This window comes from Hyphomicrobium sp. MC8b (assembly GCF_905067615.1).
GTDB lineage: Bacteria > Pseudomonadota > Alphaproteobacteria > Rhizobiales > Hyphomicrobiaceae > Hyphomicrobium_B.
The window spans coordinates 1352330-1367245 of the sequence record NZ_LR898465.1 but is presented as its reverse complement, the minus strand read 5'-3'; the positions used below and the strand labels follow the sequence as shown (position 1 = coordinate 1367245).

The following is a 14916-nucleotide window of genomic DNA, read 5'->3' as shown; positions in this document are numbered from 1 at the left end:
CTAGTGGCTGGTCGTCGTCGATGACCAGCCATCGACCTGCGCCTCGGCCTTCGGCGCTTTTTTCTTGGCCTTCGACTTTGATTTCTTCGTCTCGGAAGATGGGCTGGGTGACACGACCGGAACCTGCCGCTTGGCGGCATCGCGAACCTGGATGGTCGGGTCCATCGACGTCATCTGGAAGATGTCGCGGAAGATGCCCGGCGCAACCAGCGAGAATGGGTTGACGATGACTTGCGGGGCATTCGTTTGCCCTTGCACCGCGAAGGTCATGCCAAGAACACCTTCACCCTGCGTGCCTGACAGGATCTGTCCGATCACCGGAATGTCGCCGAGCGCACCGTTGATGCCTTGCAGCGGAATATACGTGCCGCCGATGCTAACCCGCTTCGTCCGGAAATCGACCTTGCCGCGCAGCGTCGCGCCGAGCAGCGGCCCTTTCAGATAGGCTTCCTGCAACACGAATTGTCCGTAGCCGACAGAAAACGGCGCGCGCATTCTATTGAAATCGAACACTTCGCGAACAACGTGATCATTGCTGCCGATGGCAGGGCGGCCGCTGTCGGCGCTGCTTGCGAGTTCCGTAATGACGGGATCGCCCAAAATCCTGAAATTATCGACAACGAGAAGGCCGGTCTTTTCCGCCGGTCCCGAACCGTCAAGCGCCACGTCGAGACGCATGCGCCCGCCCTGCATGTTCGGATAGAAGTTGACGAGCTTCATCACCTGCCCGGCATCGCTCGACGTCACGATCAGATGTCGCGAGCCCGTGCTTTTATCAAGTGTCGCAACGAAATTGCCCCCGCCATCGAGCGTTCCCCTGGCGTCCAGGCTCGACAGGTTGCCGTTCCGCATTTCGGCTTCCAGCTTGAGATTGCGCAGCGATACATCCGAACTGCCGATCACGTTGGTCAGCGTGATCGAAGCATGCGAGCCGCCCGAAGCAGTCTTTGCCGTGCGATCCGGTCCGTCCCCGACGCTGAAGAGCGATTTGAAGAAATTGCGGCCATCGTAATTCGAGCCGTTGATGTTGACCGTCCAGAAGTCGTCCTTGCTGCGCGTCCCGTTGATATCGAGTTTCGAAATGACGTTGAGGTTGAGATCGGGAAACTCGAATTCCTTGATTTTGTTATCGGGGCCGAACACGACCTTGCCGTCGGCCGCGATGTTGTCGCTCAGCACCTTGAAATTCTGCAGCTCCGTGTCGCCGTCAGGCGTCTTCACGACATCCATATCGAGCGACGCCGTCCGGCCGGGCGCCTTGCGCCACTGAAGCTTGTCGAGCGTCATCTCGGCGCCGGTCAGATCCGCATGCACCTTGATTGCAGGCTCCGGCCGATCGCCCTTCTGGTACGTCACCTCGACGGGTACGACACCGTGCACCATGTTGTTGACGTCGAGCCCGAGTTGCGTCCGGTCTGCCTCGTCAAGCTTGGCGACGATCTTGAGCGGTGGCTGGTCATCGGCATCCGGACCGAGCAGCCGCTGTCCCACGACTTTTGCCGGAACACCATTGACCAGAAGATCGCCCTTCGCATCGAGCGACGTTGCCGTGAGATTGAGGTCGAGCGAAAAGTTCTGCACGTCGAAGCGTCCGGCAACCTTGCCGAAACGCCCATCCGTAATGCGCGCCTTTCCGGTAATGGCCATGTCGTCGCCGCTGACGCCGTCATAGAATGGCATTTTAATCAGGAACTGCGCATTGACCTTGCCTTCGCCGGCTTTCGGCAACGGTGAAGCATCGCGAACGGCTTTGATCGGAAGCTGCTCAAGCGCTTCGATGAAGGGACCGAGATCACCGGTCGCTGTGAGCGCGATCTCGCCGTTCGGACGCGGCGACAAAATATTGTCCGTCGTCAGGCTTCCATCTTTGAGCGGTACCTGCTTCCCGTCCGGCAGTGTCAGTGTTCCTTCTGGAACGGCAACCGACAGGACATTGTTTTCCAGATGGATCGAAGCCTTGGGAGCCGCGATAGGCGGGATGCCAGGCAGCGTCGTAAGGACGACGTTCTCCGCCTCGAAATCCGCATTGGCCCGTTCTGTTGCGGTCTGGACAGTGCCGGGCTCGATGCCACCGACGTCACCGTTCGAAAACTTCAGCGTCCCGCCTTTGAAATCGACGGACTTCACATTCTCGCCGAACCACTCGCGCGGCCCGGTCGCCACCGCCCGCGGCCATAGCGCCTTGAGCGTGTTGAGCGGCATCGGCGAAACATGGAACTCCGCCGACATGCTCTGGCCCTGTGGCCCAGCTTGCATCTTCGCTTTGACCGTCGCCTCGCCGCCGCCGCCCGCGAGTTGGAATTCGCTTAGATCGACGGAACCGCGCCGCGGAACGATCGTACCGGTCGCGTTCCACTTGTCGATGGTGACGGGGGGGACCTTGAACTCCGGCGCTTCAAAGACACCATTCTTGCCGTCGAGATTGAACTGCCATGTCGGCGGTTCCCCGCTCTTGGCGACATCCGCCATGTTGCCTGTGAACATGATCGTGCCGTCGGCCCATTTGACCGGGCTCGGCTTCAGTTCCCAGCGCTTCTGCTTGCCGTCATAGGCAAGCTTGAAGATACCGGCCGTAACGTCCATCGGCTGAACCATATAGGGCAGCCGCGCCCGGCCCTTGCCGACTTCGACAGAAAGGTCCGCGGCTTCGATATTGCCGACCGTCGAAAGATCTACGGTCGCATCGCCCGAAACCGGAAATTCAAAGTTGCCCAGAAGTGCGAGAGGTGGCGCCGCAGACGCCAGCGTCGACGGCACCAGACCGCGCACGGTCGCTTTGACCTCGAGCCGGCCCGTCTGTTCGCTTTCGTCCGTCAGGAACGAGAGCGACCACGGCCCGCGCGCAGACGCGACGGTGGCGCGCCCCGAAATCACGCTGCGCCTGGCCGCATGATCGAAATCGACACTGGCCTCGTCGATCCGCCAGGAGCTGCGTTGTCCTTCGTAATCGACGACGACGGTGGCGTTCGAGATGCCGAATTCCGTCAAGTAGGACGTCGCATCGAGACGTTGCCGCGCCCGCCGCGAAGACTCGGTCAGCATTTTCGCGAGATTGACTTTCGTACCCTTCGCGCCGTGCTGCGGCACAATCGTTGTGCCCGAGACCGCGGCAGGTGCCTCGCCCGTCGCTGGCTGCACTCCCGCGTCAGTTCCGGGATGCAGCGGCATCGGTTTGGGAATGGCTCGCTCGAACACAAACCCGGATTGCTCCGAATAGGCGAGCGCAATAATCGGATCGATCAACTCGATGCGGGCCGGCACGATGCGGCCCCGCATCAACGCCCCCATCGAGATATTCACGGCCGCGAGCGGCGACGACAGCACCACATCGCCGCCCTTTTCGAGCACACTGACATCCCGCAGACGGAATTCGAGTTCTCCCGTCGGCCCGAGCCGCAGCTCCGCGCCATCGATCTTCACCGAGCTGGTAACGAGTTCAGCGTTGATGCCCTGCTCAATCGGAGCGACGACAAAATCGAACGCGATTGGGCCATGGCGCAAGCGCACATACAAGACACCAATAGCGATCGCCGCGAGCAGCGTAAGCGGCATCACGAGATAGAACATGACGCGGCACCCACGAAAGAAATGCTTGGCGCCCTTCGCCATCGCAGTGTCTTTCCGCGGCATGGGCGGCGGCGAGGCCGAGACCTCGCGCTGCGGGATGGCCGACAGGCGTTGCGAAGCGTTTTGCTGCGCGTTTTGGTCAGCGCCGCGCCGAACAGCAGCGCGCCCGCCGGTTACCGGTCTCGTCAACTCCGCTCCTCAAAACCCCCAACCGGCCAGTTGCGGGCCGGTCACCCGTACTGTAGCTCGGAACGAACAGAAAATGCTTTCAATAGAAGGTCTAAACTCTCTGGCCCCCTCTCAGGCAGAAAGCCAGCTACAAGGGTCAAAAACGACAAAAGAAAGGCACTTTCAAGATGATCGAGGATGGCAAAAAGGCGCCCGACTTCACGCTTCCCGACGACACCGGGAAAAAGGTCCGCCTCTCGAAGCTCAAGGGCCACCCGGTGGTCGTTTATTTCTATCCCAAGGATGACACCTCGGGCTGCACACAGGAGGCCAAGGACTTCACCTGCCTCGCCGACGATTTCGCCGCGGCCGGAGCAGAGCTGCTCGGCATTTCACCCGACAGCCCGACCAAACACCAGAAGTTCAAGGCGAAACACGAATTGTCCATCCGCCTGCTCGCCGACGAGCAGAAAGAGGTCGCTCAAGCCTATGGCGTCTGGGTCGAAAAATCGATGTACGGGCGCAAATATATGGGGATCGAGCGTTCGACGTTCCTCATCGACGGCAGCGGTAAGGTCGTCAAAAGCTGGCGCAAGGTGAAGATACCTGGACATGCCGAAGAAGTTCTGGCTGCCGTGCGCGCGCTTAAAATATAACCATACTGGGCATAATCGTCGCGACCGTTGATCTTCCGCCACACTTCTCACTCAAGAGAGTGCCTCGGAACGTCGCGCCGGGGAATTTCCAGTGGAAAGCCTCCGGCGACACGGTGGACCAACGTTGGAAAAGTGCTACGCGAATCAAACGCGCTCGTCGCAAAGCGATTATGTGATGCGTTGAGTCGTTTCGGGTGCGGATTGTTGCTTAAGTTGTGTCAGAGGGAAGTCCGAGCATGTTGCCAAATTTCCGCCGTTCCGAGCCTGAGTTGTCGAAGTCCCCGACGCTGGCATCCGCTACATCTGAAACGGCCGCGCCGACGCCTCCCGCCCCGGTGTTTCAGCCCCGTCCATTCCTGACCGTTCCCCGCGCCGCTGCCGAGGGTCCGAAATCGGTCTCGGTGATGGGCGCCGACCTCACCATCACCGGCAATCTCATCTGCAAAGGTGAAGTCCAAGTCGACGGTATCGTCGAAGGCGACATCGAAGGTAGCAATGTCGTCATCGGCGAGGAAGCCACGATAACAGGCAGCATCACCGGTGATGAAGTCATCGTCCGCGGCCACGTCGTCGGAACCGTCCGCGGCAAGCGCGTGATGCTGCAGACCACCAGCCAAGTTGAAGGCGACATTTTCCATCAGTCGCTGTCGATCGAACAGGGCGCCTTGTTCGAAGGCAAGTCGCGCCGCACCAAGGACGATCCGCGCACGGCAGAAATCAAGGCGGAGCCAATCGGCTTTGTCATCCCGGCGCAGCCGCCTGAATTGCCGAACTGAAAGATCACAAAAGTTTACACGACCGCAAACCCCCAGAGGCCCTTCCCCCAGAGGGCTTAACTTCACCTTTCCGGCCGCCTGTTTGTACCGCTTAGTCGGCGGCCGGAAAGGCTTTCAAATCCCATTTTTCAGAAGCTGCGCGCCAAGAAGACGAGGCTACCGTCCGGCCCGGTCCGCTCGATCTCCTCAAAGCCGTTCCGATTGTAGAAGCTGACGTTCGCAGACCCTGCGCTCGTCACGACGTGCACACCCGGCGCACCCGCCGCCTGGGCATCGACGATAAAACAACTAATCAGCCGCCCCCCAATCCCTCGATTGCGAAACTCGGGGCTGATGTTGACGTGGAGATGCGCCGGATAGCGCTTCGTCTGCGCGCCGAGCACCGCGAAATACGGAATATCGGCAAACCGCGGCGTCTTCGCCGGATCGTCAATCGAGCCGACGAGATAGCCGACGATCCTGCCACCGCCATCTCGCGCCAAATATGCAAACGCCGGATCGTGGACCAGATAACGCCCCAGCCACCGCTCGCGGAACGCAGCTCTCGCCGCGTCGCTCGGAAACGTTTTCGTGTTGCTCGATTCAAAAAAGATGCGGTCGATCTCGGCCACCCTCTCAGGCGTCAGATCGACATTGCGGTATCGGCAAATCGAGACGGTCTCGGACATCCCCGCGCCTTAGCACATGGCGCGAAAGTCCACATCCCAATCAACCGGCAGCGTCGACCGCCGCCACGAGCTGTCTGCGGAACGTCGGCGGCAGGTCATACGGAATAGCTTGCTTGAACGGCGGCACATCGTTCGACGCCTTGACCGTCGGGTTCGGCGAAATCGTGCTCGCCGGATTTGCCCCGCCGTAGTTCGGGCTGAACGGCTGGCTCGGATCGTCCGGCAATTGCCGGATCGTTGCCGCAGGTGCGGCCTGCACCGGCAAACCATCGCTCTCCATCTGCACGGCCGGTCCCTGCGCAACGTAAGCCGTCGGCGTCGTGCTCGCGGAATAGCTGTTGCCTGTATTGGCGCATCCGCCCGCCGAAAGCGCTGCCGCTCCGGCTACAAAAGATGCAAACACCGCGCGCACGGACGGAGCTGCCGGACGGTGAAAGGAAAACGCGGACATCACATACGCCTTCGTCAACGCAACAAACGCTACGCAAGTTCAACAGTTGTCCGGGATTGAAACAGCCAGGCGTTAAAGGCGCCCTAACGGCCGGCAGCTTTTGAAGCCGCTTAGGTTGCCGAGGTCTCTAAGAAAGCTTGGCTGCGGCCGGGATCAGCCCCGACGCCAGGATGCCATTGAACAGCGCCTGCACCGCGATCGCCGCTAGCAGAATTCCGAACACGCGAATGAGCACCCGTTGCGCCGTGATACCGAGGACATGGTTGAGTTGATTGGCCATCATCAGCAGAACCAGCGTGATGATCATCACCACGGCAAGGGTGATGGCGACGACAGCCAACCCCAGCGGCTCGCCGTGGACGTTGGCGGCCAGCAGGATACCTGCGCTCATTGCGCCAGGTCCTGCGAGCAACGGCGTCGCCAGAGGAAAAACCGCAACGTCATCGCGCGATTGTGCTTCCGCACCTTCCGGAGCCGTAAGTTTTATCGATCCGCCCGGCCGCGCAAAAATCATGTCGAGCGCAATCAAGAGCAGGATCACGCCGCCCGCCGCCTGCAGCGCCGCCAGTGACACGCCGAGCTGGCTGAGGATCGGACCGCCCAGCAGCGTAAAGAACGCCAGAATCCCGGAGGCGATCAGCGTCGCCCGCACCGCAATCGCCTGACGCTCGGCGTAGGCCATCTTTGGCGTCAGCGTTGCAAACAACACCGCGGCTTCGATTGGACCGACCGTCGCAAAGAACGTCGTGAAACTTTTGAGGGCGATCTCAAGCATCCGGCGACGCTACCTTCCAATAGAAACAGCCATCGGCACAGCCGTTGACGCACATCCAGTCAGCGGTCCGCACAGCACTTCGGCAGAAATCGCCAGCACTCGAATAATGCGTTTGCTAACAATGTATTTTCGCACATCTTCGCAATGGACAAGGAACGAATCTCACTTGATCATCATCATTCTAGGGAGGGCGCCCAATCACCTAATTCAAAGGAGATTGCTACGTGACCGAACGGGAAATGTCTTGCGATAATGGTTTCCGGGCTCAACTTGCAGGGTTCAGCCTGACGACCGCCGAAATTCTCTACCGTCTTCCAGACCATCCTTCGCTGCTGCAAAGCTATATCTGGCAGGAATACGACGCCGCCCCGCGTTTTCCGAAACTCAAATCGTTCCTCGACTTCTGGGTCACAAAGCTCGAAGGCAAACTTTATCGCGTGACCGTTGCCCATTCCGAATTGATACGGCCGTGCGAATTACGGCTCATCGGAGCGGAATTGAAGCTGCATTGAGTCTCGGCGTTCGCGAGTGCGAGAGAGAGCGTTTTATATCTATGGCAGAACGCTGAACGAAAGCGGTCTGCCTTTCCGACTGCCACAATGAGCGCGTGATTCTTCGCCTCTGCAAGCAGATCAAAATCGACTTTACAAAAGGGTAAGTACCTCCTCCTTACCGCTTCGGTTTAGCTTCGCGCCGTCGCACGAAATATCTCATTGGGTGGGACTAGATCGCAGCCGACATACACTTGGATATGCGTTGGCGAGGCATCTCGCAAACGGTGCGCTCCAGGCTGTCTCGACGGGATCAATCGAGGAGAAAATCATGAAGTTTTTGCTGGCAGTCGCCACAGTGGCGACACTCGCTCTCGGCTCTCAAATCGCAAATGCCGCTCCGAGCGTCGCTGCGCTCGACGGCGTTCACGGCTCAAGCCTCGTTCAGAAGACGGGCTACTATCATCGCCATCGTCATTGCGTATGGCGCCACGGCCACCGCCACTGCTGGTGGCGCTGAGCTTCGGTCGCCCCGAAACTCAGTTCTTGAGGCGGCGCGCAAGCGCTGCCTCTTTTTTTTGGAATTTTCATTTCTCTGTTTTGACAGGAATGACGACGACCACGGCCATGCCCGGCGACATCGGCTCGAACGAAAGATCGCCATTGAGCTGAGCCGCGAGCATGCCCATCAGACGATTGCCGATGCCGCCGTTCGTGACGGTTTCGCTTCCAACGCCATTGTCCGCGATGGTGAGCCTGTACTGCAATCCGACGCGTTGAAAATGGACCGTAATATGTCCTTGGCGCTGTTCTGGAAACGCATGTTTGGAAGCGTTAGTAACAGACTCGTTGATGATCAGCCCAAGCGGCACAGCCTTTTCCAGACTGATCGAATGGCTTTCGACCTCGCAATCGAGCGCGATGGGCCGCATCGCGAGCCGCGAAAGGCGAAGATCTGCACAAAGCTCGCCGATATATGCCCTGGTATCTACGACGACCCGATCGTTATGAAGCTCCAGTCGGCGATGTACCCGCGCAATTGTCTGAACACGTTCAGCCGCCGATGCCAGCGCCTCGCGCGCCTCAGGGTTGGCGGACCGAGACTGAAGATTGAGCAACGTCACGACATTGGCAAAATCATTGCGCGTACGATGCGCAAGCTCGTTCAAAAGCAGATCGCGGTCCCGGACGGTGTCGCGCGCCTCCTCTTTTTCCGCCGCTAAAGCCGCAAGGCCGTTGTGCAGAGCCTCAACGACAAACGAAATCGCAAAACCGATAACGATAAAAAGGATCAACGCAGCTTGATCGCCGGTCTCAACAACGTCGAGTGAGTGGCGCGTTGGAAGAAGAAAGTATGCACAGGCTGCCGCGCTCAGCACGGTGGCAAGAAATCCGTTCCCGCGGTCGAACAGCGTGCCGCAAACGAATACGACGGGGATAAATATCAGAAAGGGATATCGATCGACCATTGTGCCTTCGAACGCGACCTGCACTGAAATTGTCAGCGCAACGAGAAGCACAGTGATCGTATAGCGTAGCGCCTTCGGCACGGAGCGGGCAGCAAGAGCAGCCCGGTGAATAGTAGCGACCCAAGTATCCATGCCGATCAATACGCTCCCGCCGCCAAAATCGTTCAAGTTGTCATATAGGACGTTCCAAGGCCCGTCTCGCAATGCAACCGAGAGCGGTTCACCTACGTTAACAAGCGTCAGCGTCAAGATTTCCTCCCTGTTGGCATAACTTTTTTGACGCCAGCCACGATGGGCGTTAAGTCGGGTCCGTCCGCAGCGTGACGCGCGACGAGGGAGGGGAAATGCATCTGTGGTTGCGACTATTGGCACTCATCGGCTTGATTACGCCGGCATCCGCAGCGTCCATGGATAAGACGCTGATGAAGCTCGAACCTGAAGAGCGTGCGCATCAGGCGTGCATTCTGCGCGGCATGGACACGCTCAAGCGCGCCAAAAAACTGAAAAAGATCGACCGGCTGAAAACGAGCATTCTTTCCCGAGCGACATTCGACGGCGCCACCGTAGTCGCCAAGGGCGCGGCCGTTCGGGCCGACGGCCACTGGTATCGGCTCAAGTTCACCTGCACTGTTGGCGAAAACCAGATGACAGCCACATCCTTCACCTACGATCTCGGGACCGAAATTCCGGAAGACCGCTACGAAGACCTGGGCCTCTGGAAATAATGGCAATCGCCGATCTGTACGAGGCTATTGAGTAATCGTTTGCACATTTGGCAAATTCGCGAACGAGCTTCGTATCGCTGCCTTCACGAGAAATGCCATGTTCACGACGCTGCGATATGTTTAACGGACGCGGTCTGCGGATCGCTCTCCGAATGGAGTAGCACGCCGCAAGCTTTCGGAACGTATACACCGTAATTAGTCTTTTCGGCGGAATGTCGAGGGCCCGAATCTTGCGCTAACCTTCAAGGCGGCCGCAAAAGCCAAATTCCGGGGGCCTTTCATGCGCGCCCACATATATCCGCTTGATGCAGTCCGCTTTTTTGCAGCGCTCTGCGTCATGCTCTTTCATCTGAGCTTTTACGATTGGGCATCGACGAACTCCGTCGTCGGCCAAATGTTCGCAAACGCGACGTCCTTTACGCAGGCTGCGCCCTTTACATCGTTCGGCTGGGTCGGCGTCGAGATATTCTTCGTCATTTCCGGCTTTGTAATCGCCAATTCTGCCAACAATTCATCGCCCATTGCGTTCCTCAAAAGCCGGGTGCTCAGACTCTATCCGGCCGCATGGATTTGCATTTGCTTCACAGTTGCAGCGTGGCTTCTCGCGGGCGGCGTGTCGGGACGTCATCTTAGCGGAGAATTCTTGCGCTCCATCACGCTTTGGATTTTCGGACCATGGGTCGATGGCATCTACTGGTCGCTCGCTGTGGAATTGGTGTTTTACGCGATCATCTTTTTCCTTCTACTCAGCAGCCGGTTCGATTGTCTGACGCATGTGGCGTGGGCGTTGACGACGATCTCAGGGGCATTTCTGATCTCCGTCAGTTTTGTCCCGAGCGCCCACAAATCCCATCTTGGCTGGCAGATCGTGGCGTATTCGGACGTACTGCAGCTCCGATATGGATGTTTTTTCGCTTTCGGAATCTGGATGTGGCTTTTTTCGAGGCGCACGCTGGGAGCAGTCAACGTGTTCGGCATGGTTTCTGCGTTTGCGATCTGTATTCTCGAAATCGTAAGCCGCTCACACGATATGGCGAAATGGGAAGTGCACCCCGGTGTTCCTGTTTCCCAGGTCCTGCCAGCCGCTGTGTGGATCGGCACGATCATGTTTATGCTGGTGATCGTCCGAGACGACAAGCGCTTCACACCAGAGTCGCCCAGGCTGCAAAATGCCTTCAAAAACCTGGGGCTGACGACGTATCCGCTTTATCTCATTCATTCCGTCGTCGGGGCCTTCTTGATCCGAGTGATGGTGCGATCCGGAATAAATCCTTGGATTGCTTTGACGATCGCTGTTCTGTCGATGCTGTCGATAGCTTACGAAGTTTCGCTCTATGGCGAGCCGCCCGTTCGCAGACTGTTGCGCGCAGCATGGGAGCGTGGCGAAGCCAGCCTTCGGAGTGTGCAATCGGCGGCGTTCCTGTTCAGATCCGGCGGCCGTATCGCGACGTAGAAACCTACGCACGTGAACCCGGAGCCGGGACACACGATGCGCTACGAGAATAAATTTTTACCTGGGAATATTGGCGGCCGATCGCGCCGCCTCGCTAACCAAAGGCTTTGAAACCCATCGCGGCCTGCCGCGCGCTTTGATTTAAGATCGACAAATCGCCCCTCGATGGACGCAGCAGTACGGTGACACGGACAACGACCATAATTCTCATCCTGCTCCCGACGCTATTTGCTTGCGCAGCGTCGGCTGGAGAAGTGGCCTACACGTGCAATTATCAGCTTGGCTCCGAAGCGGAAGCGACCCGAAGAAAAATCGGATCCGCCATCATCGGCATCAACATTGCCGCCAAAACCGCCAGGGTCGATTTCGGCAAGGGCTGGTTCAAGACGATGTCACTTTTGGTTGACGGCACGGACGTTAAGGAAACGTCTCCGCCAGCAAGCGGCGATGAACTCGGTTTTTTCTATTTCGACTTGGCAGCCAACAGCGGCGGCTTTTCGGGTGGCGGTAAAAATCGCGAATTTTTCGACTCGTGCGTGCGCACCAAAATCGCTGACATCGTCGCCCAATCGAACCGAGCCTCGGAAACCCCACAACGATCCGAGCCAGTTCCAGGCCAGACGGCATCGCCGCCTACTCAGAAGGCCGAGCCGAACATCGAACCAAAGCTCGCCGCTAAACCTGCGCCGAACGAAGCTCAACCACCACCGCTGTCAACGACGCCAAACATGTCTTCCGCACCTGCGGCGACGGACGACGCTAGGGTTGAAGCGAAAGGCGGCAAAAACCTTGCGGCAGGCGCGCCCGGCCCGCTGCCTGAACCCAATCCCGTCCCCGAACCGGAGAAAAATGCGGCCGAGCCGCTCTCCGCCGCGCCTCCGGCAAGTCTGACCACTGCGCCTCCGTCATCGGCACAGCCGACGAACGGCGATACCCTCAGCGCAGCGAAGGCATCCGAGCCACCGCCGGAACCACGTTCCGTCGAATCGCCCCAAAGCGCGCCTGGGCCGGCGCCCGCCGCGCCGCCGTCAAGCGTACCCGCCTCACCTCCGGCCGACGCCCAGGCCGCAACCGACTATTCCGGCAACATCAGCGATTCTGCGAAAACGCCGACCGCACGATCCGAACCGAGTGCGACCGTCGAACCCCGAAAAAATGCGCAGGTGTCGACACCCCACACACCGCCGTCAAGCACCTCGACGGCAACTGCTGACGCCGCGCAAGCTCCTGCAGCAAGTACCGGCACAGAAGAAAGACCGTTGCTACACGCCCCACCGTCACCGAGCGCGTCCACCGAACCCGCTGTGACCGTTCAGACCCCAGCGTCAAACCCTGGAGCGGAGGAAAAACCATCGGCACCCCGCACTCCTCCGCCATCCGCCGCGTCGACCGTCGCCGTCGTGCCTGCCGTGGAACCCTGCCGTCAAACGCTCGATAGCGAAATCCATGGCGCAGCGATCACGTTCGCGAACGCTAGCGCAATCCTCTCGAACGATAGCGTCGCCGAACTCAGAAAAATTGCCGAGATCGCCCGCAGTTGCACGAATGTAGCAATAGAGGTTGGCGGTCACACCGACACTTTCGGCACCCGCCTCGGCAATCGTGAGTTGTCGCAACATCGAGCCGATGCCGTAGTCGGCGTCCTCGTTAGCGAGGGCGTCCCAGCCGAGAAATTGCGCGCCGTCGGGTACGGGCAGGATCAACCGATCGCATCCAACGCTACTGCCGCAGGTCGCCGTCTGAACCGCCGCGTCGAATTCCACATCACGCCTGCCAAGTCATCAGGCTGAACGTCAATCTGGGCACAGCATCCAACGTAGCGCAAAAGCTTCCATTTGCTGTGGGCCCAACAACGGAATATGCGGTTCTTCCGTTCGCGGCATCAGGTCCACGAGACCCGGATTGTTCCTCACCTCGACCACCTAATCGTTAAAATCGCGATCGTCGCGCCGGCGAACTCCTCAGATCCTTGGCTTCGCGACGTCCGACTGAAAACACGTTTTCGCGCGCTGCGCCGATTGCGCTTGCATAGGAGCAGCATTTTTTCTATTGTTTATCCGTTCGAGCTTCGCTGATAACGACTTGGCCTCGCCCGCGAAGTGCGCGCCTGACCGACGACCTTCCCAACAAATCTCGACTGTCAGTCCCGGCATTGTCGGGAATAAACGCGCATAAACTAAGGATTTTACCTATGCAGACTGGTACCGTGAAATGGTTCAACGGCCAAAAAGGCTACGGCTTCATCCAGCCGGATGATGGCGGCAACGACGTTTTCGTGCACATCAGCGCCGTCGAGCGTGCGGGCTTGAACGGCCTTAACGAAGGCCAGAAGGTCTCGTTCGATGTCGTCGCAGACCGCCGCAGCGGCAAGTCGTCGGCCGATAACCTGCGCGCCGCTTAAATCTCGCGATAAAAATCGAGATCGGCCGGCGCCGACTGGCCACCAACAGGATGAACGAACCCGCGTCTGCTCGGCCAGCCGCGGGTTTTTGTTTGCCGTCACACGTAAGGAGCGATTGCATGGCTATGCCCCCGAAGGACCTGTCGAGTGCGGCTGCGCTCAAGCTGCGGAAGGCTCAGGAAGCATCGCAAGCGATGAAGGAACACGAGGCCGAACGCCAAGCCGTTCGCGCCAAAACCGAACGGCTTCGCGCCGAGCGGCTCGCCCGGGAAGCAGCCAATCCCCCCGCGACCAAAAAGAAACGCTGACGACGTTCTTCAAAAACGCCATAAACATCCCGACGGCACTCTCCGAATTGTACTTGCTCTCAGCGCTGCTGACAGCAATGCTACCCCTGCTCATCACGTCGATGGCTTATTTCCTGCAGGATCAGCCGTAGGGAACATACCGGATGCCATTCCTCGACAAGGACGGCATTGCCCTGCATTACGAAAGCATCGCGGGCGCGGCGCAACCGATCGTCTTCATCCATGGCTGGTGTTGTGATCACACGTTCTTCAAACCGCAAGCCGCGCATTTCGCTGCCCTCGGACACCACATAATTTCCCCCGACCTGCGCGGCCACGGCGAAAGCGATAAACCCGAACAATCGTATCCGATCGCTGCCTTTTCCGACGACGTCGTCTGGCTGTGTCGCGAGCTGAACGTGAATCGCCCGATCCTCATCGGCCACAGCATGGGTGGCATCATCGCGTTCGACATCGCGACGCGCTATCCCGATTTTCCGGCGGCCATTGTGATGCTGGATGCAGCAATCGTGTTGCCGGATACCGCGCGTGCAGTCATCCCTGCATTTCTGGAAAGTTTAGAGGGTCCAGACCACGCGAACGCACTGCGCGACTTCGTGGGCTCGGTTTTCTTCATCCCGACCGACGATCCGGATCGGAAACGCCGTATCCTGGACGTTATGGCGAAGGCCCCGCAGTACGTCATGGTGTCGGCCTATCGGGGACTTGCAGATTATGCTGCGGAAAAAACGCCGAGCCGCGTCGCCGTTCCCTCGCTCTATATCGTCGCCGACGAGCCCTCGGCGCGAACCGACATGGCGCGCCTCCAAATGCTCATTCCCGATTTACATATCGGCCGGACGGTCGGATCAGGCCATTTCTGCCAGCTCGAAGTGCCCGATGAAGTCAACGCCATGCTGTCACGTTTCATCGCGACAGCGGTGCTCCCCGACTGAGCTGCTCAACGCAACAGCCAACGCCATCGGCGGCCGGCTCCGCGTAGCGGAGTCGCCGATGGCATACCAAAGC

At 59.0% G+C, this 14916-nt stretch carries 15 protein-coding genes; 10 read left to right on the top strand and 5 right to left on the bottom strand.

From position 1 onward, the window contains the following. Positions 1–3756, bottom strand: a complete 3756-nt coding sequence (locus tag ACLB1Z_RS06650) for an AsmA-like C-terminal region-containing protein (protein ID WP_409562594.1) — start codon at positions 3754–3756, stop codon at positions 1–3. 167 nt (positions 3757–3923) lie between these two features. Here ACLB1Z_RS06650 and bcp point away from each other — a divergent pair, with 167 nt between their 5' ends. Together bcp and ACLB1Z_RS06640 are read left to right on the top strand one after the other, a co-directional pair. Continuing rightward, complete coding sequence (gene bcp, locus ACLB1Z_RS06645; RefSeq protein ID WP_409562593.1) at positions 3924–4391, top strand: thioredoxin-dependent thiol peroxidase; 468 nt, start codon at positions 3924–3926, stop codon at positions 4389–4391. 236 nt (positions 4392–4627) lie between these two features. Then, positions 4628–5167 (top strand): polymer-forming cytoskeletal protein, encoded by a 540-nt coding sequence (locus ACLB1Z_RS06640; RefSeq protein WP_409562592.1) that lies wholly within the window; start codon positions 4628–4630, stop codon positions 5165–5167. Positions 5168–5295: 128 nt separating this feature from the next. Here the strand turns inward: ACLB1Z_RS06640 and ACLB1Z_RS06635 are convergent, their stop codons facing one another. The 3 genes from ACLB1Z_RS06635 to ACLB1Z_RS06625 all read right to left on the bottom strand — a co-directional run bounded on the left by ACLB1Z_RS06635 (position 5296) and on the right by ACLB1Z_RS06625 (position 7061). After that, positions 5296–5835, bottom strand: a complete 540-nt coding sequence (locus ACLB1Z_RS06635; protein WP_409562591.1) for a GNAT family N-acetyltransferase — start codon at positions 5833–5835, stop codon at positions 5296–5298. Between the two features lie 40 nt (positions 5836–5875). Further along, positions 5876–6286 carry an adhesin gene (locus ACLB1Z_RS06630; protein ID WP_409562590.1) on the bottom strand — a complete coding sequence of 137 codons (411 nt, stop codon included), beginning with the start codon at positions 6284–6286 and terminating at the stop codon, positions 5876–5878. A 127-nt stretch (positions 6287–6413) separates the two neighbouring features. Continuing rightward, positions 6414–7061, bottom strand: a complete 648-nt coding sequence (locus ACLB1Z_RS06625; RefSeq protein ID WP_409562589.1) for a MarC family protein — start codon at positions 7059–7061, stop codon at positions 6414–6416. Positions 7062–7285: 224 nt separating this feature from the next. Here ACLB1Z_RS06625 and ACLB1Z_RS06620 point away from each other — a divergent pair, with 224 nt between their 5' ends. Next, positions 7286–7573 (top strand): usg protein, encoded by a 288-nt coding sequence (locus ACLB1Z_RS06620; protein ID WP_409562588.1) that lies wholly within the window; start codon positions 7286–7288, stop codon positions 7571–7573. 310 nt (positions 7574–7883) lie between these two features. After that, the gene (locus ACLB1Z_RS06615; RefSeq protein WP_409562587.1) at positions 7884–8072 is read left to right on the top strand and encodes a hypothetical protein; all 189 of its coding nucleotides are present in this window, start codon (positions 7884–7886) and stop codon (positions 8070–8072) included. A gap of 67 nt (positions 8073–8139) precedes the next feature. Here ACLB1Z_RS06615 and ACLB1Z_RS06610 read toward each other — a convergent pair whose 3' ends face one another. Continuing rightward, entirely contained in the window at positions 8140–9270 is a 1131-nt protein-coding gene (locus ACLB1Z_RS06610; RefSeq protein ID WP_409562586.1) for a sensor histidine kinase, read from the bottom strand. Positions 9271–9365: 95 nt separating this feature from the next. On the opposite strand from ACLB1Z_RS06610, the gene ACLB1Z_RS06605 reads away from it, so the two are divergent. The 6 genes from ACLB1Z_RS06605 to ACLB1Z_RS06580 all read left to right on the top strand — a co-directional run bounded on the left by ACLB1Z_RS06605 (position 9366) and on the right by ACLB1Z_RS06580 (position 14843). Continuing rightward, positions 9366–9746 (top strand): DUF930 domain-containing protein, encoded by a 381-nt coding sequence (locus ACLB1Z_RS06605; RefSeq protein ID WP_013946719.1) that lies wholly within the window; start codon positions 9366–9368, stop codon positions 9744–9746. Positions 9747–10026: 280 nt separating this feature from the next. Further along, positions 10027–11199, top strand: a complete 1173-nt coding sequence (locus ACLB1Z_RS06600; protein ID WP_409562585.1) for an acyltransferase family protein — start codon at positions 10027–10029, stop codon at positions 11197–11199. A gap of 182 nt (positions 11200–11381) precedes the next feature. Beyond that, the gene (locus ACLB1Z_RS06595; protein WP_409562584.1) at positions 11382–12989 is read left to right on the top strand and encodes an OmpA family protein; all 1608 of its coding nucleotides are present in this window, start codon (positions 11382–11384) and stop codon (positions 12987–12989) included. A gap of 401 nt (positions 12990–13390) precedes the next feature. Then, on the top strand, positions 13391–13600 hold the full coding sequence (locus tag ACLB1Z_RS06590) for a cold-shock protein (RefSeq protein ID WP_409562583.1): 210 nt from the start codon (positions 13391–13393) through the stop codon (positions 13598–13600). Between the two features lie 125 nt (positions 13601–13725). Next, complete coding sequence (locus tag ACLB1Z_RS06585) at positions 13726–13908, top strand: hypothetical protein (protein WP_409563236.1); 183 nt, start codon at positions 13726–13728, stop codon at positions 13906–13908. Between the two features lie 143 nt (positions 13909–14051). Then, positions 14052–14843 (top strand): alpha/beta fold hydrolase, encoded by a 792-nt coding sequence (locus tag ACLB1Z_RS06580; protein WP_409562582.1) that lies wholly within the window; start codon positions 14052–14054, stop codon positions 14841–14843. The last annotated feature ends 73 nt before the right edge of the window (positions 14844–14916 follow it).